A 22,366-nucleotide genomic window follows, 5' to 3' on the forward strand; every position below is an offset into this window, starting at 1 on the left:
ACGGCTGTCGCGGGCGCGACACCAGCGCCCTACCGCCCGTCACGCTGCGCGCCTCGGTCGGTCATCGACCACGGTTCGCGCCGCTTCTCCAGGAGCAACGAAGATGACGATGGATGCAATTCTGCCGCTCAGCGACCACCGGAGCGATCGCGCGCCGCACGAGGCGATCGCGCCGGCGCGCCACACGCCGTCGACGGGACCCGCGCGGGGAGGGCTCTCCTCCGTCAGGGCGCAAGCGGCGATTCCAGAGAATCCCTTCGCTGCCCTCTCCGGCGCCAACGGGCGGCCGCTCAAGGTCGCCATCCTCAGCGATTTCACGCGCATTCCTTACGCGAATGGCGCGGTCTTCCAGACGCGGGCCCTGTATCGCGCGCTCAACACCTGTGGTCACCAGGCAACACTGATCGGACCTCGGGATCCGGATGCCTCGGCCGACGAGATCCCTCCCGGCACCGTCGCCTTGCCCAGCCTGCCGCTGCGCACCTACCCGGGGGTGCACCTGCCGATCCCCGTGGGATCCTCGGTGCTCGATCCGATGCGGTGGGATTTTGACATCTGCTTTGCGCAGACCACGACCCTGCTCGTCGAGTTCGGCATCTGGCTGCGCAAGATGCGCGGCGTCCCGCTGCTCTGCGTGAACACGACGCACCTCGCGGCCGCGTACGACGTGCTCCTGCCGGAGCGGGTCTCCCGGATCGGCGCGGTCCACACGGTGCTCCACAAGACGCTCCGCGCGCCGATGGAGCGGCTCTTCGTGGACCTGTACAACCAGGGAGACGGCCTCGTCGTGCTGAGCGAGGGCCTGCGCGATTACTGGCGCGAACGGGGCGTGACGGTGCCCATCCACGTCATCCCGCGGATGGTCCCCGAGGACGTGTTCGAGCGCCCGCTCGGCCCCGACCCGTACGTGCAGCTGCTCGAGGAGCGCGGGCTCGACACGCGCGGCCCGCGCCTCGTCTGCGCGGGCCGCCACACCCGGGAGAAGTCGCAGCACCGGCTGATCCGCATCTTCGCCGAGCACATCGCCCCGCACGAGCCGCAGGCGACGCTCACGCTCGTCGGCGACGGGCCGGACAGCGCGGCGTACGCGGCGCTCGCGCGCGAGCTGGGCGTCGCGCGTCGGGTCATCTTCACGGGCGAGGTGCCGTACAGCCAGATCTCGGACTACTACCGGCACGCGAACCTCTTCCTGCACTCCTCGCTGAGCGAGACGTTCGGAAACGTGCTGAGCGAGGCGCTCTGGTGCGGCTCCCCGACGGTCGCGTTCGCCGACGGCATGGGCGTGAGCTCGCAGATCCAGAGCGGCCACAACGGCCTGCTGATCGACCCGGGCCGCGGGCCGATCGCCGAGGAGAGCGCGAACGCCGCGTTCGGCAAGGCCGTGCTCGCGCTCACGCGCGACCCGCTCGCCGCCGCGCGGCTCGGGAGCGCGGCCGAGCAGCGGGCGCGCGAGCGGTCCTCGCCCCTCGTCGTGCAGCGGATGCTCGCGAACGCGTTCGCGCACGCGCGCGAGCACGCGAGGCAATCCAACCTGCGCCCGCTCGTCGACGGGCCGAAGGCGCTCCAGTGGCTGGAGACTTTCCGGCACTTCCGCACCTGGATGGGCTTCACCGGCGGCCTCTTCGCGTTCGGCCACCTGCGCCCCGCGGCGGCGCCGCGGCCGAAGGGTATCCAGCCGTCGTTCTGCGCCTAGCGCGTGGTAAGACCGGCCCGAAGCCGGCCCGCACGCGGCCGCTTCGAGGTGTTCCCGGTTTCGAGGTGTCCTTCGAATGCTCCTCAGGATGATCGGTGCGCTCGTCGATTTCAGCGGGCGCCGTCCCTGGCTCGTCATCGCGCTCGCCCTCCTCTCGATGGGGGGGCTATGGGGGTACGCGTCGCGGCTCGAGCTGCGCACGGAGCTCCGGGAGCTCTTGCCGCGCGACAGCCCGGCGTTCCAGGCCTACGAGCGTCAGGCCCAGCGCGTGGACGGCGGAGCGCAGCTCATCGTCATCGCCGAGTCGCCGGATCGGGGCGCGAACGAGCGGTTCATCGACGCGCTCGCGGAGCAGCTGAACGAGCCGCTCCGGAAGCGCGCGGCCTGCGCCGCCGCGTGCGCCGACGACGCCTGCAGGGCGGCGTGCGGGCCGCCGGCGCTCATCCGCTACGTGGAGTCCGGCACGAAGGAGGTCCGCAGCTTCTTCGACGCGAACAAGTGGCTCTACGCGAGCGTCCGCGAGCTCGAGGCGGCGGACGAGGCGATCGAGCTGGAGCTCGCGCTGCGGAGCGGCCTTATCGAGGATCTGGAGGCTCCCGGGGCGCCCGGAGGTGACGCGGGCGCGGCGGGCGCGGCGGCGGCGCCGGCGCCGGCCAAAAAGGGGCTGTCGCTCGACGAGACCTGGCAGGAGCTCCAGCGGCGCCTGAAGAAGATCGACGAGTTCCCGAGCGGTTACTTCGCCACGCCCGACGGGCGCATGGTCGCGCTCCGCATCGTCTCGCGCAGCGCCGGGATGGGCGATCGCCGCGCGGCGGAGCTCCTCGACCAGGTGACCGCGCTCGTCTCGCGCCTCGACCCTGCGGCGTTCCACCCGGCCATGCAGGTCGGGTACGCGGGCGACATCCCGAACGCCATCGCCGAGCAGAAGTCGCTCGTGAGCGAGGCGGTGTGGGCCACCGTCATCGCGCTCGTGCTGATCGTCGGCGGCGTGATGATCTACTACCGCTCGCCCTGGTCGCTCCTGGTGATCCTGCTCCCCACGGCCTTCGGCGCCAGCGCGGGGTACGCGTTCGCGACCCTGACCTACGGCTACGTCAACACGGTCGGCGCCTTCCTTGGGGCGATCATCGTCGGCAACGGGGTCAACTACCCGATCGTGCTCCTGTCGAGGTACCGCGACTTCCGCGCGCGCGGCATGCCCGCGGACGAGGCGCGGCGCGAGGCGGTCATCAACGCGTTCCGCGCCGAGCTCGTCGGGGCGAGCGTGGCGGCGATCGCGTACGGATCGCTGACGATCACGCACTTCCGCGGGTTCAGCCAGTTCGGCACGATCGGCTTCGTCGGGATGATCATGGTGTGGGCGTCCATCGTGCCGCTCGTGCCCGCGACGCTCGTCGCGATCGAGCGCATCCAGGCGAGGCTCCCGCCCTGGATGCGCGATCCGGCGCCGCGCGTCTCGGACGAGGGCACCGCGGGGCCCGGCGCGCGGGCGCTCGCGCGCGTGACGTCGCGGTGGCCGTTCGCGTTCCTCGCTGTCGCGCCGGTCATCGTCGCGCTCGCCGCGTGGAAGCTCCCCGCGTACATCCGGGATCCCTGGGAGTACAACTTCGCGCGCCTCGGCTCGAAGAGCTCGCGGGAGAAGGGCGCGGGGAGCTGGTCGCTCAAGGCGTCCGAGGTCTTCGGGGGGAAGATGAACGTCGCCGGCGCGATGATGCTCGCGGACACCCCCGAGCAGGTGCCGGCCATCAAGGCGCAGATCCTGGCGAACGACGCGAAGGATCCGCAGGGCCAGCTCGTGGCCGACGTCGCGACGATCGCCGACGCCCTCCCCGGCACGGCCGAGGAGCAGCAGCGGAAGATCGAGGTCCTGGAGCGCATCCGGGACCGGCTGACCCCGCGGGTGCTGAAGGCCCTGAGCCCCGAGGAGCGGGAGCGCGTCCTCAGCATGAAGCCGCCGGAGTCGCTGCGCGTCATCGGCCCCAAGGACCTGCCCGACCTCATCCGCCGCAGGTTCGAGGAGAACAACGGCGTCGTGGGGACGGTGTTCTACGTGAAGTACAAGAACAACGTCTCGTTCTCGAACGGCAGGAACCTCCTGCGGATGGCCGACACGACAGGCAACGTGGTCCTCCCTGACGGGACCCACGTCGTCACGGCGAGCAGGCCGACGGTCTTCGCCGAGATGATCCGGTCGATGGAGCGCGACGGCCCGCTGGCGACGGCGGCCTCGCTCCTCGCGGTCACGATCGTCGTGGTGCTCGCGACGGGCAGCATGGCGGGCGCGCTCGCGGTCCTCCTGTCCCTCGTGCTCGGCGTGCTCGCGACGGCCACCGCCATGGCGGCGCTCGACGTCAAGATCAACTTCCTGAACTTCATCGCCCTCCCGATCACGTTCGGCATCGGCTGCGAGTACCCCTTCAACGTCTTCGATCGCGCGCGGCTGCTCGGCGGCGACGTGTCGCTCGGGCTCAAGCGCTCTGCCGGCCCCGTGGCCCTCTGCAGCTACACGACCGTGCTGGGCTACGGGTCGCTCATCTTCGCCGACAACCAGGCGCTGAACTCGTTCGGCTGGGTCGCGGTCAGCGGCGAGGTGGCGTGCGTCGCGTGCGCGCTCCTCTTCCTCCCGGCGCTGCTCCACGTCATGAACCGATCGGCGCGGATGCGGCGCTCGTGGAAGGGCGGCCTCCTCCTGCGCGGGAGCAACCACTCGTGAAGATCCTCGACGTCGCGGAGTTCTTCTCGTCCCGCGGGGGCGGCGTGCGGTCCTACCTGGAGGAGCTCGTGCGCCAGGGGAGCCGGCGCGGCCACGAGATCGTCGTCGTGGCGCCCGGGCCGCGCGACGAGGTCGTGCCGCTCGATCGGGGCCGCATCGTGCGGGTGGCCGGCCCGCCGATGCCGTACGATCCGACCTACCACGCGCTGCTCCGGCTCGGCGCGGCGCGGGCGATCATCCGCCGCGAGGCGCCGGACGTTGTGCAGGCGAGCGCGCCGTACACGGCCGCGCTCGTCGCGGCGAGCGCCCGAGAGGTCCCGCTCCGCGCGTTCGTGTACCACTCGGATCAGATCAGCACCTACGCGGCGCCGCTGCTCGACCGGGTGCGCCCGCGCGCGGTCGCCCGGGCGCTCGAGGGCGCGCTGTTCGCCTGGCCGCGCGCGCTGTCGCGGCGGTTCGACGCGACGATCGCCCCCGGGACGTTCATCGCGGAGCAGCTCCGCAGCCACGGCTGCGAGCGCGTCCACCGCGTCACCTTCGGCGTGAAGCGCGGCGACTTCGACCCTTCCCGCGCGGACGCGGCGCTGCGCCGCAGCCTGCTCGGCCGGTTCGCGGACGAGCCGTCGGCCGCGCTGCTCCTCGTCGCGTGCCGGCTCGCCGTCGAGAAGCGGGTCGCGCTCGTGATCGACGCCGTGCGGGAGCTCGCCGCGCGGCGCCCGGTCGCCCTCGCGGTGCTGGGCGACGGGCCCGAGCGGGCGCGGCTCGAGCGCCGCGCGGCCGCCCTTCCGCAGGTGACCTTCCTCGGCTTCGCCAAGGACCGCGCCACCTACGCCGCGCTGCACGCCAGCGCCGACGTCTTTGTCCACGGGGGCGCCGCCGAGACGTTCGGCTTCGTGCTGGGCGAGGCGCTGTGCTCGGGCCTGCCGCTCGTCGTCCCTGCCGCCGGCGCCGCGCTGGATTTCGTGCAGCCCGGCGCCGCCGAGGTGTACGCGCCGCGCGCCTCGCCCGGCGAGGTGGCCGCCGCGATCGAGCGGGTGCTCGCGCGCCCGCGGGAGGAGCGCGTCGCGGCGGCGCGGGCCGCGGGGGAGCGGCTGCCCACGAGCGACGAGCACTTCGAAGCGCTGTTCGCGCTCTACGCGGACCTGCTCGAGCGCGGGGGGCGCGGCGAGGGCTGACGTCGTGGACGCCAGCTTGCCCGCGAGAGGACCGAACGTGCGCCCCTTCCTGCTGATCTCCCCCGCCTTCGCGCCCCAGACGAGCGTCGGCGCCTTCCGCTGGGTGAAGCTCGCGCGGCACCTGCCGCGCCACGGCTTCCGCGTCGCCGTCCTGTCGGGGACCTTCCCCGAGGATCCGCGCGACGACGGGCTGCTCGCCGCGCTGCCGCCCGAGGTCGAGGTCTTCGACGAGTACCTCGATCCGGCCGTCCTCGCCGCGGGCGCCGCGCTGCGCGCCCTCCGCGCGCGGGCGCCGCTCCCCGCGGGGCGCGCGGGGCCGCTCGTCGGGCTCCGCCCGTTCCAGGCGCTCACCGATCGCTGGATCGCGCACGCGCCGCGCGGGGCGCGCGCGGCGGTGGCCCTGGCCCGCCGCACCGGCGCGCAGGCCGTCGTGGTGAGCGCCGGGCCGTACTCTGCCTGCCCGGTCGGCCTCCACGTGAAGCGGGCGCTCGGCGTGCCGCTCGTCCTCGACATGCGCGACCCGTACTCGCTGCACGAGACGGGGAACGGGCCGCCGTCCGGCCTGGCCGAGCGGGCCCGGCGCGCCATCGTGCCGCGCCTGGAGCGCCGCTGGCTCGAGGGCGCCGACCACGTGATCTTCAACACCCGGGCCGCGCTCGAGGCCTACCGCGCGCGCTTCCCCGAGCTCTCGTCGAAGTCCTCGTTCGTACGCAACCACTTCGATCTCGCGCTGTACTCACAGGCGCCCGAGCCGGAGCCGCCCCGCCGCTTCGTCGTGCTCCACCTGGGCACGATCCGCGAGGAGGTCTCCGCCGACCAGATAGGCGCCGTGCTGCGACGGTTCATCGACCGCGAGCGGCTCGCGCCCGGCGACGTCGTGTTCCGGCAGATCGGCCGGATGTCCGATCACGACCGCGGCTGGTTCGAGCGCATGGGGCTCACGCCGTACGTCGAGGCGCTCCCCCTGGTCCCGCACCGCGGCGTGCTCGGCGAGCTCAGGCGAGCGCACGTGCTGTTCGCGATGTTCAGCCCCCATGTCGTGCTGCGCATCTCGGCCAAGACCTACGACTACATCGCGTCGGGGATGCCCGTCGTCAGCGTGACGGCGAACCGGGAGGTCGACGAGCTCCTCTCGTACCGGGGCGACAACGCGCGCGTCGCGCCGGACGACATCGACGGCATCGCCGCCGCGCTCGCGCGCCACCTCGCGCGCTTCCGGGAGACGGGCGCGCTGCCGGTCCCGGCGCCTCCGCCCGCGGCGCTGTCGTCCGAGGCGGCCGCGGCCAGCGTGGCCGCGATCCTGGACCGCGTCATCGCCGACGCGGCCGCCCGGCGCGCCCGCCAGCCTGCTTGAAGACGTTCGCCAGGGATCTGGCTCGCGAGCGAAGAGAGGTTTGAACGCAGAGACGCCACGAGCGCAACGGCGCAAAGTGCTTGAATTGTATTGCTTTTTTGCGCCTTGGCGCCGTTGCGCCTTCGCGTTGAAATCTCTCTCCGGATCGCTGGCAGAGCCCCTGGTGGGTGGAACTAGACTGGCGCGCGCCGCGCCGCCTTCGCGGCGCCATCCCCCTTCCTCGGAGCTGTGCATGCGCTTTCTCCACCCCGAGCATGACGAGAGCCTGGAGCTCGCCCTCGAAGACGTGTTCCTGACCCCCGGGTACTTCGCCGGCGGCTCCCGCCTCGAGACCGACCTGCGCCCGGCGGACTTCCCTGGCGGCTCGCACCCGATCGTCTCGGCGAACATGAACGCGGTCACCGGCAAGCGGATGGCGGAGACGATGGCCCGCTTCGGCGGCCTCGGCGTGCTCCCGCAGGACATGGATCTCGACACGGTCGAGCGCATCGTCGGCCACATCAAGCGCGCCGACCCGCGCTACGACACGCCCCTCTCGGTCTCCCCGCGGGCGACGCTCCGCGACGTGCACGGCATCATCCGCAAGCGATCGCACGACATGGTGGTCGTGGTCGACGACGAGCGGCGGCCGATCGGCATCGTCACCCACGCCGACCTGCGCGACCGGGACCAGTACACGCCCGCGTCCGCGCTCATGTCGTCGCGCCTCATCACCATCCCGGCCGGCACGCCGAACCGGACGGCCTTCCTGCTGATGGAGGACGCCCGCGTGAAGGCCGTCCCCGTGCTCGACGGGGACGGGCGGCTCCACGGCGTGCTGACCCGCGACGACGCCGTGCGGCTCGAGCTGCTCAAGCCGACGCTCGACGGCGGCGGCGAGCTCATGGTCGCGGCGGCGATCGGGATCTCCGCGCAGGCGGCCCAGAGCGCCGCGCGCCTGCTCGAGATCGGCGTGTCCGCGATCGTGCTCGACACCGCGCACGGCCACCAGCGCCGGATGATCGAGGCGATCCGCGCCGTGCGGGGCGCCGTCGGCGACGCCGTCCCGCTCGTGGCCGGCAACGTCTGCACGGCGGAGGGCACGCGGGCCCTCATCGAGGCGGGCGCCGGCATCGTGAAGGTGAACGTCGGCCCCGGCGCGATGTGCACGACGCGCATGCAGACCGGCGCCGGCCGCCCGACGTTCTCCTCGGTGCTCGCGTGCGCCCGCGAGGCGCGCCGCCACGGCAAGCGCGTCTGGGCTGACGGCGGCGTCCGTCACCCGCGCGACGTGGCGCTCTACCTCGCCGCCGGCGCCTCGCGCGTCATGGTCGGGACGACGCTCGCCGGCACGTACGAGAGCCCGGGCGACGTCATGGAGGACCGCGACGGGCTGCTCTACAAGGAGAACTACGGCATGGCGAGCGCCCGCGCGGTCAGCGAGCGCACCGCGGATCTCGACGCGTTCGAGCGCGCCAAGAAGGCCTTCTTCCGCGAGGGCATCTCGACGTCCCGCATCTACATCCACGACGGGCGCGAGAGCGTCGGCGCCATCCTGATCGAGATGATCACCGGCGTGCAGTCGGCGTGCACCTACGCCGGCGCGGCGAACCTCGACGAGCTCCACGACAAGGCCGTCATCGGGGTGCAGACGCTGGCGGGCTACGGCGAGGGCAAGCCGCACGGAATCGAACGGCGTTGATCGAGCGGCGTTGATCGAGCGGCGTTGAGCGAGCGGCGTTGGTTGGTTGAGCGAGCGCGGGATGACGGAAAGGTGACGTGACTTCCACCCGGGCAGCGACGAACCTCCGGCTGCTTACCGTCGAGGTCCTCCATGCCGAACGCACCCGCTCCACGTTTTTCCGCCGCGCGCCGCGCCATCCGCCGGTTCGTCGGTCGCACCTGGTTGTCCGTGTTCGGCTGGCGTGTGGAGGGCATGACGGAGCTCCCGTCGAAGGCGGTGATCATCGCGGCGCCCCACACCTCGAACTGGGATTTCCCGTTCACGCTCGCGGTCAGCTACGTGCTCGACCTCGAGTTCTCCTGGCTCGGCAAGCACACCCTCTTCGAGCCGCCGTTCGGCTTCTTTTTCAAGTGGCTCGGCGGCGTCCCCGTCGACCGCCGCGACCGGAACAACCTCGTCGCGGCCGTGGTCGACGTGCTGAAGGAGCGCGACGAGCTCATCCTGGTCATCGCGCCCGAGGGCACGCGCTCGCGCACGAAGCGCTGGAAGACGGGCTTCTACTACGTCGCGCTCGGCGCAGGCGTCCCGATCCTCCTCGGATACCTCGACTTCCCCCGGAAGCGGGGCGGGATCCTCCACGTGTTCCACCCGACGGGCGACATCGAGGCCGACATGGCGGCGATCCGCCATCACTACGAGGGCATCGAAGGGAAGCACCCGGAGCGGATGAGCGAGATCACGCTCGGCGCCAGGGCCGCTCCGGCGAACGGGGCCGTGCAGCACCCCTGAGCTCGGGTCGAGGGCGCGCGAGCCGCCTACCCGCGCGGCCGGGGGCGCTCGTCAGCGCGGGGACGGCGCGCGCACCGACGAGGCGGGCCCCGACGTGATCCTCGACGTCAGCACGCCCGCGAGCGCCCACTCGAACGCAGAGCGGTCGGTGTACACGTTGAAGCGGCCGCCCGTGGCGAGGTTGGCGACCGTGACGCCCATGGCGACGAGCCCCGGCCGCACGAGGATATGGACCTCCTTCAGCTTGCCGGGGTTCCGCAGGTGCCACGCCGTGAGCCTGGCCCGGACGTCGCTGTCATAGCCGGTGCCGAGCTCGAAATCGTCGAACAAGACCGGGTGCACGCCCGCCTCGACGAGGGTCTCCAGGTGCCTGATCGCCGGCTCGATGAGATCGAGCGACGCGTACCCCTCGAGGCGCCTCGTCACGACGTCGGACGCCGGCGTTCGGACATCGAGGACTCCCCGCCCGGTCGACCAGCGATCGCCCCGAGCTCCGAGCCGTGTGTGTGCCAAATCCATCTCGATTTCGAGACTTTAGTCGATGGACGGCGCTCCGCCACGCGATCCGTCCGATCCGCGCCGTTCCCCGACGCCGGGGGCGTGCGCTGCGCTCGCGGACGGCGCCTCGCCGGCCGGGGGCGCGAGGCGGCGGGGTTTTCGGCGCGTCGAGCACGTCCGGCGGGCCATGCCGCCTGCTGCTGCGTCGAGCGCCGTCGGCGCGGCCGAAAGCGGCTATGATGCCGCGGCTGTTTCGGCCGCCGGCCGGTGCTGGCGGCTCGCGAGGCGTCTTCGCCCGCAGCAGAGGGACGAAGGAGGAGCTACCGAGATGAGAGGACATGTTTCCAGGGTGCTGCGGCTCGCTGTCGTGGCGTTTGCGTGCGCGCTGATGGCGGGCTGCGGCGGCCCGCTGCGCTACACGCCGCAGGGCATGGGGAAGGCGCTGGGCGCGGACGCCGTGATCATCGCCGACGTCAATTTCGACGCGGCCATGACCCGCCTCGACATCAACGCGAAGGACCTGGCGCCGCCCGACCGCCTCGACTCGAGCGGCACCGCCTACGTCGTCTGGGCGCGCCCGGACCGCGACTCGCCCTGGCAGCGGATCGGCGCGCTCACCTTCGACCCCGATGCCCGCACCGGCAAGCTCAAGGACGTGAGCGTGCCGCTCACCCGGTTCGAGCTCGTCATCAGCCTCGAGAAGGCCGCCAATCCCGGGTCGCCGTCCTCGGAGATCATCTTCAAGCAGGACGTCGAGTACTGACGAGACGGCGGCTCCGCCGGGGGTGCATCTTTGCAGCGCTGCTCGAGCCGCTCCCGGCGGGCGAGTCGCAGCCGCCTGGCGCGATCCGGGGCGCCGGCGGCATCACCGTGACGCCCCCCGCCCCTCGTGATGCTGTCGAGGCGTGATCGTCGCCCGTCCGATGGAGGCGAGCGCCGCCCGTCGGACCCGGCGGCGACAGCTCGGCGCCGTCCACCGTGCATCGCGTGAATGTCCGCGAGCGCCGGTGCATCAAAGCGCGGTGAGTGAAGATTCTCCTCCTGTCGCAATGGTATCACCCCGAGCCGGTCGCGCGCCCCCATCTGCTCGCAGAGGCGCTGGCCGAGCGCGGGCATCAGGTGACGGTGGTGACCGCGTTCCCGAACTACCCGCATGGCCGCACGTATCCAGGGTACCGACAGCGCCTCTGGGACGTGGAGCACGCGAGCGGCGCCAGGGTGATACGCCTCCCGAGCTACCCTGATCACAGCCGATCGCGGGCGCGGCGGACGCTCAACTACGCGAGCTTCGCCGCCTCGACAGCGCTGCTCGGGGCTGCCCTCTCCGGGCCGGCGGACGTCGCCTGGGTCCATAACCCCCCACCGAGCCACGCCATCGCCGCCTCCTGGCTCGCCGCGCTCCGCCGGATACCGTGGGTCTATGAGGTCCAGGACCTGTGGCCCGAGACCGCGGCGGCCTCGGGCATGCTCGACAACAGGCTCGTGTTCGCTGGCATCGATCGCGTGAACCGCGCCCTCTTCCGGCGCGCGGCGGCGATCACCGTCATCAGCCCGGGGCTCGAGCGCGAGCTCTCCCGCAAAGGCGTCTCCACGGACAAGGTGCACCTGATCCCGAACTGGGCCGACGATCGGATCTACAGGCCCGTGGAGCCCGACCCGCAGCTCGCAGCGGAGCACGGGTTGTCAGGGCGGTTCGTCGTGCTCTTCGCCGGCAACATGGGCCCTGCCCAGGCCCTCTCCAGCGTGCTCGACGCGGCCGATCGGCTGCGCGACCTCACCGACGTGCGGTTCGTCATGGTCGGGGACGGGAACGACGCCCTCAGGCTCCGGCGCGAAGCTGAGGCGCGGGCCCTCTCGAACGTCGTCTTCATCGGCCAGCAACCGCACGAGCGCATGCCGCATTTCTTCGCGCTGGCCGATGTGGCGCTCTCGCACCTCCGGCGCGATCCGCGCTTCGAGATCACGATCCCCTCGAAGATCCCGGCCTACATGGCCGCGGCCAGGCCGGTGCTCGTCGCGGCGGGCGGGGATCCAGCCGATCTGGTGCGGAGCAGCGGGGCGGGGCTCGCCTGCGAGCCCGAGGACCCGGCGGCGCTCGCGGACGCCGTGCGGCGGTTTCACGGCATGACGCCGGAGGCGCGGCGCGCGATGGGGGAGGCCGGCCGGCTCTATTTCCTTCGCTGGTTCACGCGCGAGCCGCTCGTGCGTCGTTATGAGGAGATCTTCGCGCGCGCAGCGGGTGAAGCACCGTCGTGAAGAAGCCGGCGCGCCTTTTTTCGTGAGCTGGCGCGCCGGCGTGGGCTGAGGGGTACCGAAGGACGCAATGCACCGGCGCATTGCGGTGGGCATCGTTCCATGGGCGAGACGACAGGCACAGCGGTGGGCATCATGCAGAATTACAAGGACCGGCGGATCCTCGTGACCGGGGGTGCGGGCGCGATCGGCGGCTCGCTCACGGCGGCGCTGGCCGACGCGGGCGCGGAGGTGATCGTGGTGGACGACCTCTCCTCCTCTTCCCGCTGGGGCGTCCCGGCGCGGCGCAACGTGCGCTTCGTGGAGGGGAGCGTCGTTGATGACGGCGTGCTCGCGGCGGTGTTCCGGGAGCGGCCGTCGCATGTCTTCCACCTCGCCGCGCTGTTCGCGAACCAGAACTCGGTGGACAACCCGGAGCGCGATCTCGAGGTCAACGGCCTCGGCACATTGCGGGTGCTGCAGCACGCGCGGCGCAGCGGGGCGCAGCGCGTCGTCTTCGCCTCGTCCGGGTGCGCGCCCTACGGCAGCGACCCCCCGCGGCCCGTCCACGAGGATCACCTCGCGCTCGATGTCCACACGCCTTATCAGGCCACCAAGCTGCTCGGCGAGCTCTATTGCAATTATTTTTGCGCTCATCCGGCCGGCCACGACGGGCTGAGCACCGTGCGGATCCGCCCCTTCAACTCGTATGGTCCGGGCGAGGTCCCTGGCCGATACCGCAATGTGATCCCCAACTTCGTCTACTGGGCCCTGCGCGGCGAGCCGCTGCCGATCACCGGGACGGGAGAGGAGACCCGCTCGTTCACCTACGTGGGTGACATCGTCGATGGATTTCTCCGGGCGGGCACCGCGGCGGCCGCGTCGGGCGAGGCGTTCAACCTGGCGTCGGGCGAGGAGATCGCCATCCTCGACGTCGCGAAAGCCATCAACGAAATGACGGGCAACCGCGCCGGCGTCCGGTTCGTCGGGCGCCGGGCGTGGGATACGCAGCGCCGTCGTGTCGCGTCCACCGACAAGGCCCGTCGCGTCCTCGGCTTCGAGGCGCAGACGGGCCTGCGCGAGGGGCTCGCGCGCACCGTGGCGTGGTTCCGCGAGCGCTGGGCCCAGATCGAGGCCGAGGCGCGCTTCTAGGGACATGCGCGTCGCGCTCTGGGGCCCCCTCCCACCGCCCGCCGGCGGAATCACGCGGTGGATGCGGAACTACCTCGACGCCGCGGCAGCGGCGGGCATCGAGGCGGACGTCATCGACACCTCGCCCCGAGGCGCCTCGATCGATCCGACGAGCAGGCTTCGCCCCGCGCGCGTGGTCCGCGCGGGCGAAGCGCTGGCTGCGCTTCACCGGCTGCTCGCGCGACGCCGGCCGGATGTCGTTCATCTGTGCACCACGCTGTTCTGGGCGACCGCGCGCGACGGCCTCGCGGTGGAGCTGTGTCGTCGCGCGGGGGTGCCGGCCGTGCTCCACCTGCGCCTGTCGCCGCAGATCATCGCCTGGCATCGGGCCCTGCCGCGGCCGGCTCGGCAGGCCGTGCGCGCCGTGCTGGGCCGCGCCGCGGCCGTCATCACGCTCTCGGAGGAGCTGCGGTGTTACGTGCAGGCCTTGGTTCCAGGGGGCCGCGTCCTCCGGATCGCCAACCCGGTCGACGCCGATGTCTTCCACCCCGACGCCGCGCCGCGCTCGCCCGGCCAGCCGCTGCGGGTGCTCTTCGCCGGGCTCATCACGCCGCAGAAGGGGGTCCTGGAGCTCGCGCGGGCCGTGCTGGCGGTCGAGGGCCTGACCCTCGCGCTGGCGGGGCCTCGCGACGCAGGCGGCGCTGCCGGCCCGTCCCGCCGCCTCGACGAGGCGCTCGCGGAGCTCGATCGGCAAGGCCGCCTGAGCTTGCTCGGCGAGGTGCCCGAAGACGCGATGCCCGCTGTCTACCGCGACGCCGACGTCTTCTGCCTACCGAGCCATGGCGAGGGGCTGCCCAACGCGTTGCTGGAGGCGATGGCCAGCGGCCTGCCCTGCGTCGTCACGCCGGTCGGCGCGGTGCCGGAGGTGATCCAGGGCGAGGGCGGTCGGGTGGCGCTCCTGGTGGCGCCGAGAGACGAGGACGCGCTGCGGGGCGCGCTCCGCTCCCTGCGCGACGACCCTTTCCTGCGGGCGCAGCTCGGCGAGGCCGCGCGCCGGCGCGCCGTGCGCCGCTATGCGAGCAGGGCGATCATGGCGGAGTACGCCGCGCTGTATGCGCAGCTCGCGTGGCAATAGGGGCTCTCCCGATCCGTTTGGCTGCTGGCGTCCTCTCGATTCCATATCAGTCTAGTGCGCCGGTGATCGACCGCCTGCGCGTCCGTCAGGCTCGGATCGAGCCTTGAAGGGACGCCGCCGTTCCCGCCAGAAGCCGAGGAATCGAGGTGTCAGTGCGAGCGGACCTCTTCAGAAGCGCTCCGTTCACGAAGGTTCTGTCGCCGCTCGTCATCGCTGCTGTTTTGACCGCGGTCGACTGCGCTCGTCCCCGGCAGGCGCCGGAGCCGGAGGCCGGCGACGGCGGGAGCGGCGGGAGCGGCGAGGACGGCGGGAGCGGCGAGGACGGCGGGGGCGGCGGGGACGGAGCGCCTTGCGTCACGGCCGCGGACTGCCCCGGGGTCGACGGCGCCTGTCAGCTGCGCACCTGCGAAGGCGGCCGGTGCGCTCTCGACGCCGCGCCGCGGGGAAAGCCCGTGGGCGAGCAGGTCCTGGGCGACTGCAAGGCGCGCGTTTGCGATGGGCATGGCGCCGTGATCGAGCTCGACGACGACCAGGACGCCTTCTCCGACGGAGACCCGTGCTCGGCCGACGTGTGCGTCGCCGGGGCGCCGAAGAACCTTCCTGCGCCGGCGACCACGGAGTGCGGGGGACCCGACGCGATCGGAGCGCGCTATTGCGATGGGAACGGCGCTTGTGTCGAGTGTCTCGTCGCCGGCGATTGCCTGAGCAACATCTGCGTCGAGAACAGCTGTGTCGCGCCCGATTGCGGCGATGGCGCGAGGAACGGCGCCGAGACCGGCGTCGACTGCGGCGGCTCGGAGTGCGTGCCGTGCGCGGATCTCGAGAATTGCCTCACCGGCGCGGACTGCCGGAGCGGGATCTGCGCGGACGGCAGCTGCCGCGCGTCGTCGTGCGCCGACGGCGCGACGAACGGGGCGGAGACCGACGTCGACTGCGGCGGACCGGCGTGCTCGCCTTGCGCCACCGGCAAGGCGTGCGCCGCGGACGGCGACTGCCTGGGCGGCCGCTGTTCGGGGACGACGTGCCTCCCGTCGTGCACCGACATCGCCCGGAACGGGGCAGAGACCGATATCGACTGCGGCGGCCCCGCGTGCGTCGGGTGCGCCGCCGGCATGCGCTGCGCCGCCGGGCGCGATTGCCTGAGCCACGTGTGCAGCTCGGCAGGCACCTGCGCCGCGCCGGTCTGCGGCGACGGCGTGGTCAACGCCGCCGCCGAGGCGTGTGATGACGGCAATACGAGCACCACGGACGCCTGCCTCACCACGTGCGTCGCCGCCTCGTGCGGGGACGGGTTCGTCCGCGCCGGCGTCGAGGCGTGCGACGACGGAAACGCGAACAACACCGACGCCTGCCCGACGAGCTGCGCGCGCGCCGTGTGCGGGGACGGGTTCGTCCGCGCCGGCGTCGAGGCGTGTGACGACGGCAACCGGAACGCGGGCGACGGGTGCAGCCCAGGGTGCCTGCTCGACGGCTGCGGCGACGGCGCGATCCAGGCCGGCGAGGAGTGCGACGACGGCGACGCCGACAGCGCCGACGGCTGTCCTATCACCTGTCGCCTCGCGAGGTGCGGCGACGGCTTCGTGCGGGACGGCGTCGAGGGCTGCGACGACGCCAACACGTCGAGCGGCGACGGCTGCAGCGCCGGCTGCGTCGTGGAAGCGCGGTACACCTGCCGGGGCACGCCGAGCGTGTGCACGTACTCCAAGGAGCGCAACTGCGGCGACGCGGCGGACGATGACCTCGACGGCGAGACGGACTGCGCCGACCCGGACTGCGCGCTCGGCTGCGAAGATGCCGTCGGCGCGTGCTCGCCCGGGCAGGTGCTGTGGGTGCAGTCGTCGACGGACATCCCCAAGACCGTCACGGATCGCGCGGTTGCTGCCAGCGTCCTCCCTGTCGTCTCGCGGGGAGCGATCCGGCGCGTGACGCTCGAGGTCGACATCGCGCATTCGTTCGACGGAGATCTCGATATCTCGCTCTCCTCTCCGGCTGGCGCGACGGTCGATGTGTCGAGCGACAACGGCGGCTCGGGCGACAACTACCGGAGGACCGTCTTCGACATGGGCTGCGCGACCACGGTGACGGGCGCGATGGCGCCGTTCCGCGGCTGCTTCCGCCCGGAGTCGTCGTTCGCGGCCTTCCTCTCGGGGCCGGCGAACGGCACGTGGACGCTCCGGGTCGGGGACGACGCCGGGTCCGACTCCGGTACGCTGACCGCGTGGTCCCTCGCGCTCTGCATCGACCCGTGATCGCAGGGCGGCGCGGCCGCGCGCGCCGCCAGCCACGCTGTCCGCCCTGCGCGCCGCGAGGGCTGCGACGAGGGCAGGCGCGGCCGCGCCCGGCCGGCCCGATCGGCCGGGCTCGCCTGGCGTGGTCTCCCGTACCGGCGGCCTTCGATCCATGCCAGGGTGCGCTCGTGCCCTGGGTCCGCGCATCGCTTCGAGGTCAAACCGTCTACGCCCGCGCCGACGCCGCCGGCGCCCTGGTCGCGGAGGAGGGCGGCGGCGTCGAGATCCGCTACAAGCCGCACGACGGCCGCAGGTACAAGGCGCGCGCCGACAACCTGACCGTCGTCGACCCGAAGGTGTTGCCCGACGACACCTGTGGGCCTGCGGAGGCGGTCGTGAAGGCGCGCGCCGGCGAGCAGCCCGAGGGCGGCGCGGCCGCCCCGGCGCCGGCCGGGCGCGCGCAGCGCAAGGCGCCGGCGCGGGGGGAGTCCGGCGCGGCGCCCGTCCCGGAAGGCGCTGTCATCGTCTACGCGGACGGCGCGTGCTCGGGGAACCCGGGGCCCGCGGGGCTCGGCGTGGTGATCATCGACGGCGGCCGGCGGATCGAGCGCAGCGAGTTCCTCGGCACCGCGACCAACAACATCGCCGAGCTGACGGCCATCCTCCGCTCGCTCGAGGAGGTGGACGAGCCGGGGCGGCCCATCGTCATCCACACGGACAGCCAGTACTCGATCGGCGTGCTCCAGAAGGGGTGGAAGGCGAAGGCGAACGCCGAGCTCATCGCCTCGCTGCGCGGCGCGCTCGCCGCGCGGCCGCGCGCGCGCCTCGTGTATGTGCCGGGGCACGCCGGCGTGCTGCTCAACGAGCGCGCCGACGCGCTCGCGCGCGAGGCCGTCCGCGAGCGCGCCTCCCGTCGGACGGTGTACCCCGGCTCCAGCTGAGTCCGGGGCAACCCGGGCCGCGCGGGGCCGGAAACGCGTGGAACCGCCTGGGGCCCAGTGGTAGAGGCGCGCGATGCGTGTCCCGCTCCGCCTCGCCCTCGCCGGGCTCGTCGCCGCCGCCGCCTTCGCCTCGCCGCTCGCCCATGCGGTCGTGAGCGAGCGGATCGTCGCCGTCGTCGGCGATCGCGCCATCCTGCTCTCGGATCTGCGGCAGCGGGCTCGCCCCTTCCTGCTGCAGATCCAGGCCAGGGTCCCGCCGGGCGCGCAGCAGGCGGCGGCCGAGTCGCAGGTCTTCCGCGATCTCCTCCAGAAGATGGTGGACGAGGAGCTCGAGGGCCAGGCCGCCGAGAAGGCCAATGTCCGCGTGACCTCCGAGGAGATCGAGAACGCGTTCCGGAACATCGCGGCCGCGGAGCAGATGACGGTCGAGGAGCTGTTCCGGACGGCGCGGGCGAGCTCGGGGCTCACCGAGCAGGAGTACCGCGACGAGATCCGCCGGCAGATCCTCGAGGGCAAGATGCTGCAGCTCCGGGTGAAGGGCCGCGTGCGCATCACCGAGCAGGACGTGCGATCGGCCTTCGATCGGCTGGTGCGCGAGGAGCGCCGGCGGCGCGACTACCACCCGGCGTGGATCGTCCTTCGCGTCCTGCCCGGATCGAGCGCCGAGGCGGTCGAGGAGCGCCGCGCGCTCGCCGCGGCGCTCGCGGAGCGCGCGCGCGGCGGCGAGGATTTCGCGGCGCTCGCGCGGCAGTTCTCGGACGACACCGCGACCCGCGAGGAGGGCGGCGACCTCGGGGTCCGCGCGCCGCAGGGGACGCAGGCCGCGGCGACCGGCCAGCGCGAGGTGATGGCCCCGGAGCTCGAGGCCGCGCTGATGGCGGTCGAGCCGGGCGGCGTGGCCGGGCCGATGCGCGCGGGTGACGCGTTCGTGGTCATGAAGCTCCTGAGCCGCCAGCCGTCCCGCTTCACGACGCTCGAGGCGGCTCGCCCGGAGGTCCTCCAGCGGCTGCAGGCGGAGATCATGACGAAGGCCAAGCAGAAGTGGCTCGACGACCTGAAGCGCGGGACACACGTGGAGGTCCGGCTCTGACGCGCAAGGGCGAGCGGGGCGCGGCGCGGGGGCGCAGCGCGAGCGGCGGGGGAGATGCGGTCGTCCCCGAGTGCACCGCGTGCGGCACCTGCTGCTTCTCGGCCCTGCCGGAGTACGTCCGGGTCTTCGGCTGCGACCACGATCGCATGGATGATCGCGCGCGGGGGCTCACGCGCTTCATCGGCAACCGCTGCTACATGCGCATCGAGGACGGCCGCTGCGCCGCGCTCACGCTGGACGCGGAGCACGGCCGCTTCCTGTGCTCGATCTACGAGATGCGCCCCGACTGCTGCCGCGCGCTCGAGCGCGGCAGCGGCCAGTGCCTCGGCGAGCTGCACGAGAAGCGGGAGCGGCCGCTCCTCGCGCTCGAGGCGCTCCGCCGCCGCGCGGGCGGCGCGAGCGGCGAGGGAGACGCGGGGGGCACCTGCGGCGCAAACGGCGCGGGGGAAGCCGGCGGCGCCGTGTAGGCGCGGCCGGCGCCGCCGTCAGGGCGACGCGCGCGGCCGGCGCCGCCGTCAGGGCGACGCGTCCCTGTCCGGAACCGGCGGCGCGCCCGCGTCGATCGCGCTGCGATCGATCCGCATGCTCACGTCGAGCGTGACCGTCTGCCCCTCGGAGACGGTGATCGTGCGCTTCTCCTCGGGCGCGTTCGGGTGCCGGAACGTGACGTAGTGCCGCCCGGCCTGGAGCGGGATCGCCCGCGCCATCGGCGTCACGTCGATGAGCTCCCCATCGATGACGACCTCCGCCCACGGCCTGGCGAGGACCTTCAGGTAGCCGCGCTCCTCCGAGCGCCCGCCGGGCTGCCTGACCTCGGCGCTGGGCGGCTCCGCGGCGTCGTGCTGGCGGAGGCTGAGCTCGATGAGCGCGCCGCCCGCGACGATCAGGGCGAAGATGCCGACGAGCCGCCCCACGTCGGGCGCGAGCGACGGCGCGCTGCGCTGCTCGGCGGCGGGGCGCGCGGAGGGCGCCTGCGCGGGCGGCAGCTCGTCGCCGCCGAGCTTGGCCGCCGCGAGGGCCCTCGTGATGAGCGCGCGCGGCTGCGGATGGCCGCGCTCCGCGAGCTCCTCGGCCAGGGCGTCCGCGACGGCGCGGCCGCTGTCGTAGCGCTGCTCCGGCTCTTTCTCGAGGCACCGGAGCACCACGCGCTCCAGGCCGCGCGACACGTCGGGCACGAGCTCCCGCAGCGGCTGCGGCGGCGCGTTGCGGATCCGGTGCGCGACGGCCCTGCCCTCGGCCCACCGGTCCTCGTCGCGCTCGCGCGGCGCGCCGGGCGCGCCCGACGCGCGGTTCGACGCGCGGTTCGACGCGCGGTTCGACGCGTGGTTCGACGTACGATTTACATCCTCCGGCCCCGCCTTCGGCTCGTCGAACGGGCGCACGCCGGTGAGCATCTCGAACAGCACCACGCCGAGCGTGAACACGTCCGCCTGAGGCCCGGGCTCCGCCCCGAGGATCTGCTCCGGCGCCATGTAGTCGGGCCGCGCGAACGTGTCGCTGCCCTCGAACGGCTCTGGCAGCGAGGGCTGCCGGCCGTCGGACGCCGCCGCGAACTCCAGGATCTTCACGCCGCCCGCGGGCGTGACGATGACGCGCTCGGGGCGCAGCTCGCGGTGCACGACGCCCCGCTCGTGCGCATGCCCGAGGCCGCGCGCGATCTCCAGCGCGATGGCCGCCGCCGAGCCCTCCTCGAGGCGGCCAGCGCGCGCGCACAGGGCCGCGAGCGTCGGCCCCGAGAGCGGCTCCAGCACGAGCCATATCCGGTCCTCGTCGCGCTGGAAGTCGTGGATATCGATGATGTTGGGGTGCCGGATGCGCGCGAGGATCTTCGCCTCGCGCTCGAGGCCGGCCGCGAACGCGCTCGCGGCCGACACCGTGGGCTTGAGCGTCTTGATCAGCGCCGCCCGGCCGAGCCCCGCGTGCTCGGCCCGGTACGTCACGGTGAGCGCCCGCGACGAGACGGCCTCGCGCAGGATGTACGGGCCGAGCTGCCTCTGGTCGGCGCCCACTTACCGCTGTCGGACGCGGAGCGTGCGCCCCGTCATCGCCGCGGGCTGCGGGAGGCCGAGGATCTCGAGCATCGTCGGCGCCACGTCGCAGATGCGGCCGCCGGACCGGAGCACGATGCCGGGGTCGTTCTTGTTCAGGTAGTAGAGCGGCACCGGGTTGAGCGTGTGGGCGGTGTGCGGGTTGCCGTGCTCGTCCTTCATCTGCTCGCAGTTGCCGTGGTCCGCGGTGATGATCAGCGCGCCGCCGGCCTCTCGCACGGCGTCCCCGATGGCGCCGAGCCCCTTGTCGACCGCCTCGTTGGCATGGATGGCGGCCTCGAGGATGCCGGTGTGCCCGACCATGTCCGGGTTCGCGAAGTTCACAAGGATGAAGTCGTATTTGCCGCTCTTGATCGCGGCCACGACCTCGTTCGCGACGCCCGCCGCGCTCATCTCCGGCTTCTTGTCGTAGGTGGCGACGTCGCGCGGCGAGGGCACGAGCTTCCTGTCCTCGCCCGGGAACGTCTCCTCGCGGCCGCCGTTGAAGAAGTACGTCACGTGCGCGTACTTCTCGGTCTCCGCGCACCGGAGCTGCGTGAGCCCGGCGCGGGCGATCATCTCGGGGAACGACTCGGTCACCTCGTCCTTCGGGAACGCGACCGGCAGCTTCAGCGCCGCGTCGTACTCGGTCATGCCGCTGTAACAGTGCTCCTGGAAGGCGAAGACCGGCTTGCCCCGGTCCGAGAGGAGCTCCAGCACCTCGTCCGGCAGGTTCCGCCGCGTGAGCATCGCCGAGATCTCGCGCATCCGGTCGGGCCTGAAGTTGACGGAGAGGCCGACCTCCTCGCCCTGCCACTCCCAGCGGGCCTCCTGCGAGGCGAAGTCGGCCACGAAGTCGCCCTTGATGCCGCTGTAGTCGCCGATGCGGATGGGCTCGACGAACTCGTCCGTCTTCCCGGCCGCGTACGACTGCTGGATCGCGTCGAACGCCGTGTCGGCCCGCGGCGCGTCGCCGCGCACGATGGCGGTGTAGGCCTTCATGACGCGGTCCCAGCGCTTGTCGCGGTCCATGGCGTAGTACCGGCCCGAGATGGTGCCGATGACGCCGATGCCCTGGAGCGCCTCCTCGATCTTCTCGACGTAGCCCCACGCGCTCTTCGGCGGCGTGTCGCGGCCGTCGAGGAACGCGTGCAGGACGAGGGGCACCTCGTGGAACTTCGCGAGCTTGATCAGCGCGAGGAAGTGGTCGAGCGACGAGTGGACGCCGCCGTCGGAGACGAGCCCGAAGAGGTGCACCCGGCACTTGCGGTCCTGCGCGATCCGGAACGTCCGGTCGATGATCTCGTTCGAGCCGAGCTTGTTCTCGGCGATCGCGACGTCGATGCGCGAGATGTCCATCAGCGCGATCCTCCCCGCGCCGAAGTTCAGGTGGCCGACCTCGCTGTTGCCCATCTGCCCCACCGGGAGCCCGACGTCCGGGCCGCTCGTCCCGATCAGCGTCTTCTCGGAGTCGCGCTTGATCGCGTCGAGGTTCGGCATCGCGGCGAGGGCGATCGCGTTCTGGTCCTTTTCTTCGCGCTCGCCGAATCCATCGAGGATGCAGAGGACGAGCGGACGGGGGCGTTGCGTGGGGGAGGGGGCTGCTTCGCTCATGGCGGCGGAATCTACAACGAACCTGCGGCGATCGGAGGGGGGCTGCTCACGGATTTTCGCCGGGCGAGCCGCCGCGCGCGGCG

17 protein-coding genes are annotated in these 22,366 nt (G+C 72.7%); 14 read left to right on the forward strand and 3 right to left on the reverse strand.

Translation table 11 applies throughout. From position 1 onward, the window contains the following. The first annotated feature begins 103 nt into the window (after window positions 1-103). The 6 genes from WMF45_RS06065 (at window position 104) to WMF45_RS06090 (ending at window position 9,387) form a co-directional block, all read left to right on the forward strand. Window positions 104-1,693 (forward strand): glycosyltransferase family 4 protein, encoded by a 1,590-nt coding sequence (locus WMF45_RS06065; RefSeq protein WP_437715996.1) that lies wholly within the window; start codon window positions 104-106, stop codon window positions 1,691-1,693. Between the two features lie 76 nt (window positions 1,694-1,769). Continuing rightward, window positions 1,770-4,406: an MMPL family transporter gene (locus tag WMF45_RS06070; protein WP_437715997.1), complete on the forward strand. Its 2,637-nt coding sequence runs from the start codon at window positions 1,770-1,772 to the stop codon at window positions 4,404-4,406. After that, on the forward strand, window positions 4,403-5,581 hold the full coding sequence (locus tag WMF45_RS06075; RefSeq protein WP_437715998.1) for a glycosyltransferase family 4 protein: 1,179 nt from the start codon (window positions 4,403-4,405) through the stop codon (window positions 5,579-5,581). The genes WMF45_RS06070 and WMF45_RS06075 overlap by 4 nt, the downstream gene beginning before the upstream one ends. Window positions 5,582-5,618: 37 nt before the next feature. Continuing rightward, on the forward strand, window positions 5,619-6,935 hold the full coding sequence (locus WMF45_RS06080; protein WP_437715999.1) for a glycosyltransferase: 1,317 nt from the start codon (window positions 5,619-5,621) through the stop codon (window positions 6,933-6,935). A 232-nt stretch (window positions 6,936-7,167) separates the two neighbouring features. Continuing rightward, entirely contained in the window at window positions 7,168-8,616 is a 1,449-nt protein-coding gene (locus WMF45_RS06085; RefSeq protein ID WP_437716000.1) for a GuaB1 family IMP dehydrogenase-related protein, read from the forward strand. Between the two features lie 132 nt (window positions 8,617-8,748). After that, window positions 8,749-9,387 (forward strand): lysophospholipid acyltransferase family protein, encoded by a 639-nt coding sequence (locus tag WMF45_RS06090; RefSeq protein ID WP_437716001.1) that lies wholly within the window; start codon window positions 8,749-8,751, stop codon window positions 9,385-9,387. 51 nt (window positions 9,388-9,438) lie between these two features. Here the strand turns inward: WMF45_RS06090 and WMF45_RS06095 are convergent, their stop codons facing one another. Further along, window positions 9,439-9,906 carry a hypothetical protein gene (locus tag WMF45_RS06095; protein ID WP_437716002.1) on the reverse strand — a complete coding sequence of 156 codons (468 nt, stop codon included), beginning with the start codon at window positions 9,904-9,906 and terminating at the stop codon, window positions 9,439-9,441. 307 nt (window positions 9,907-10,213) lie between these two features. Here WMF45_RS06095 and WMF45_RS06100 point away from each other — a divergent pair, with 307 nt between their 5' ends. The 8 genes from WMF45_RS06100 to WMF45_RS06135 all read left to right on the forward strand — a co-directional run bounded on the left by WMF45_RS06100 (window position 10,214) and on the right by WMF45_RS06135 (window position 19,109). Further along, a complete protein-coding gene (locus WMF45_RS06100; protein ID WP_437716003.1) occupies window positions 10,214-10,648 on the forward strand; it encodes a hypothetical protein in 435 nt (144 codons plus the stop codon). A gap of 263 nt (window positions 10,649-10,911) precedes the next feature. Continuing rightward, on the forward strand, window positions 10,912-12,141 hold the full coding sequence (locus WMF45_RS06105) for a glycosyltransferase family 4 protein (protein WP_437716004.1): 1,230 nt from the start codon (window positions 10,912-10,914) through the stop codon (window positions 12,139-12,141). A gap of 99 nt (window positions 12,142-12,240) precedes the next feature. After that, complete coding sequence (locus WMF45_RS06110) at window positions 12,241-13,269, forward strand: NAD-dependent epimerase/dehydratase family protein (RefSeq protein WP_437716005.1); 1,029 nt, start codon at window positions 12,241-12,243, stop codon at window positions 13,267-13,269. 4 nt (window positions 13,270-13,273) lie between these two features. Then, a complete protein-coding gene (locus WMF45_RS06115) occupies window positions 13,274-14,383 on the forward strand; it encodes a glycosyltransferase family 4 protein (protein ID WP_437716006.1) in 1,110 nt (369 codons plus the stop codon). A 146-nt stretch (window positions 14,384-14,529) separates the two neighbouring features. Further along, a complete protein-coding gene (locus WMF45_RS06120) occupies window positions 14,530-16,632 on the forward strand; it encodes a DUF4215 domain-containing protein (RefSeq protein ID WP_437716007.1) in 2,103 nt (700 codons plus the stop codon). Window positions 16,633-16,799: 167 nt separating this feature from the next. Next, window positions 16,800-17,552: a ribonuclease HI gene (locus tag WMF45_RS06125; RefSeq protein ID WP_437716008.1), complete on the forward strand. Its 753-nt coding sequence runs from the start codon at window positions 16,800-16,802 to the stop codon at window positions 17,550-17,552. Between the two features lie 73 nt (window positions 17,553-17,625). Continuing rightward, on the forward strand, window positions 17,626-18,642 hold the full coding sequence (locus WMF45_RS06130) for a peptidylprolyl isomerase (protein ID WP_437716009.1): 1,017 nt from the start codon (window positions 17,626-17,628) through the stop codon (window positions 18,640-18,642). Further along, window positions 18,594-19,109 (forward strand): YkgJ family cysteine cluster protein, encoded by a 516-nt coding sequence (locus WMF45_RS06135; protein ID WP_437716010.1) that lies wholly within the window; start codon window positions 18,594-18,596, stop codon window positions 19,107-19,109. Before WMF45_RS06130 ends, WMF45_RS06135 begins: the two co-directional genes overlap by 49 nt. 48 nt (window positions 19,110-19,157) lie before the next feature. Here the strand turns inward: WMF45_RS06135 and WMF45_RS06140 are convergent, their stop codons facing one another. Together WMF45_RS06140 and gpmI are read right to left on the reverse strand one after the other, a co-directional pair. Then, window positions 19,158-20,651, reverse strand: a complete 1,494-nt coding sequence (locus tag WMF45_RS06140) for a serine/threonine protein kinase (protein WP_437716011.1) — start codon at window positions 20,649-20,651, stop codon at window positions 19,158-19,160. Then, window positions 20,652-22,283, reverse strand: a complete 1,632-nt coding sequence (gene gpmI, locus WMF45_RS06145; protein ID WP_437716012.1) for a 2,3-bisphosphoglycerate-independent phosphoglycerate mutase — start codon at window positions 22,281-22,283, stop codon at window positions 20,652-20,654. Between the last annotated feature and the right edge of the window lie 83 nt (window positions 22,284-22,366).

Source organism: Sorangium sp. So ce448, assembly GCF_051520915.1.
Classification (GTDB): domain Bacteria; phylum Myxococcota_A; class Polyangia; order Polyangiales; family Polyangiaceae; genus Sorangium; species Sorangium cellulosum_B.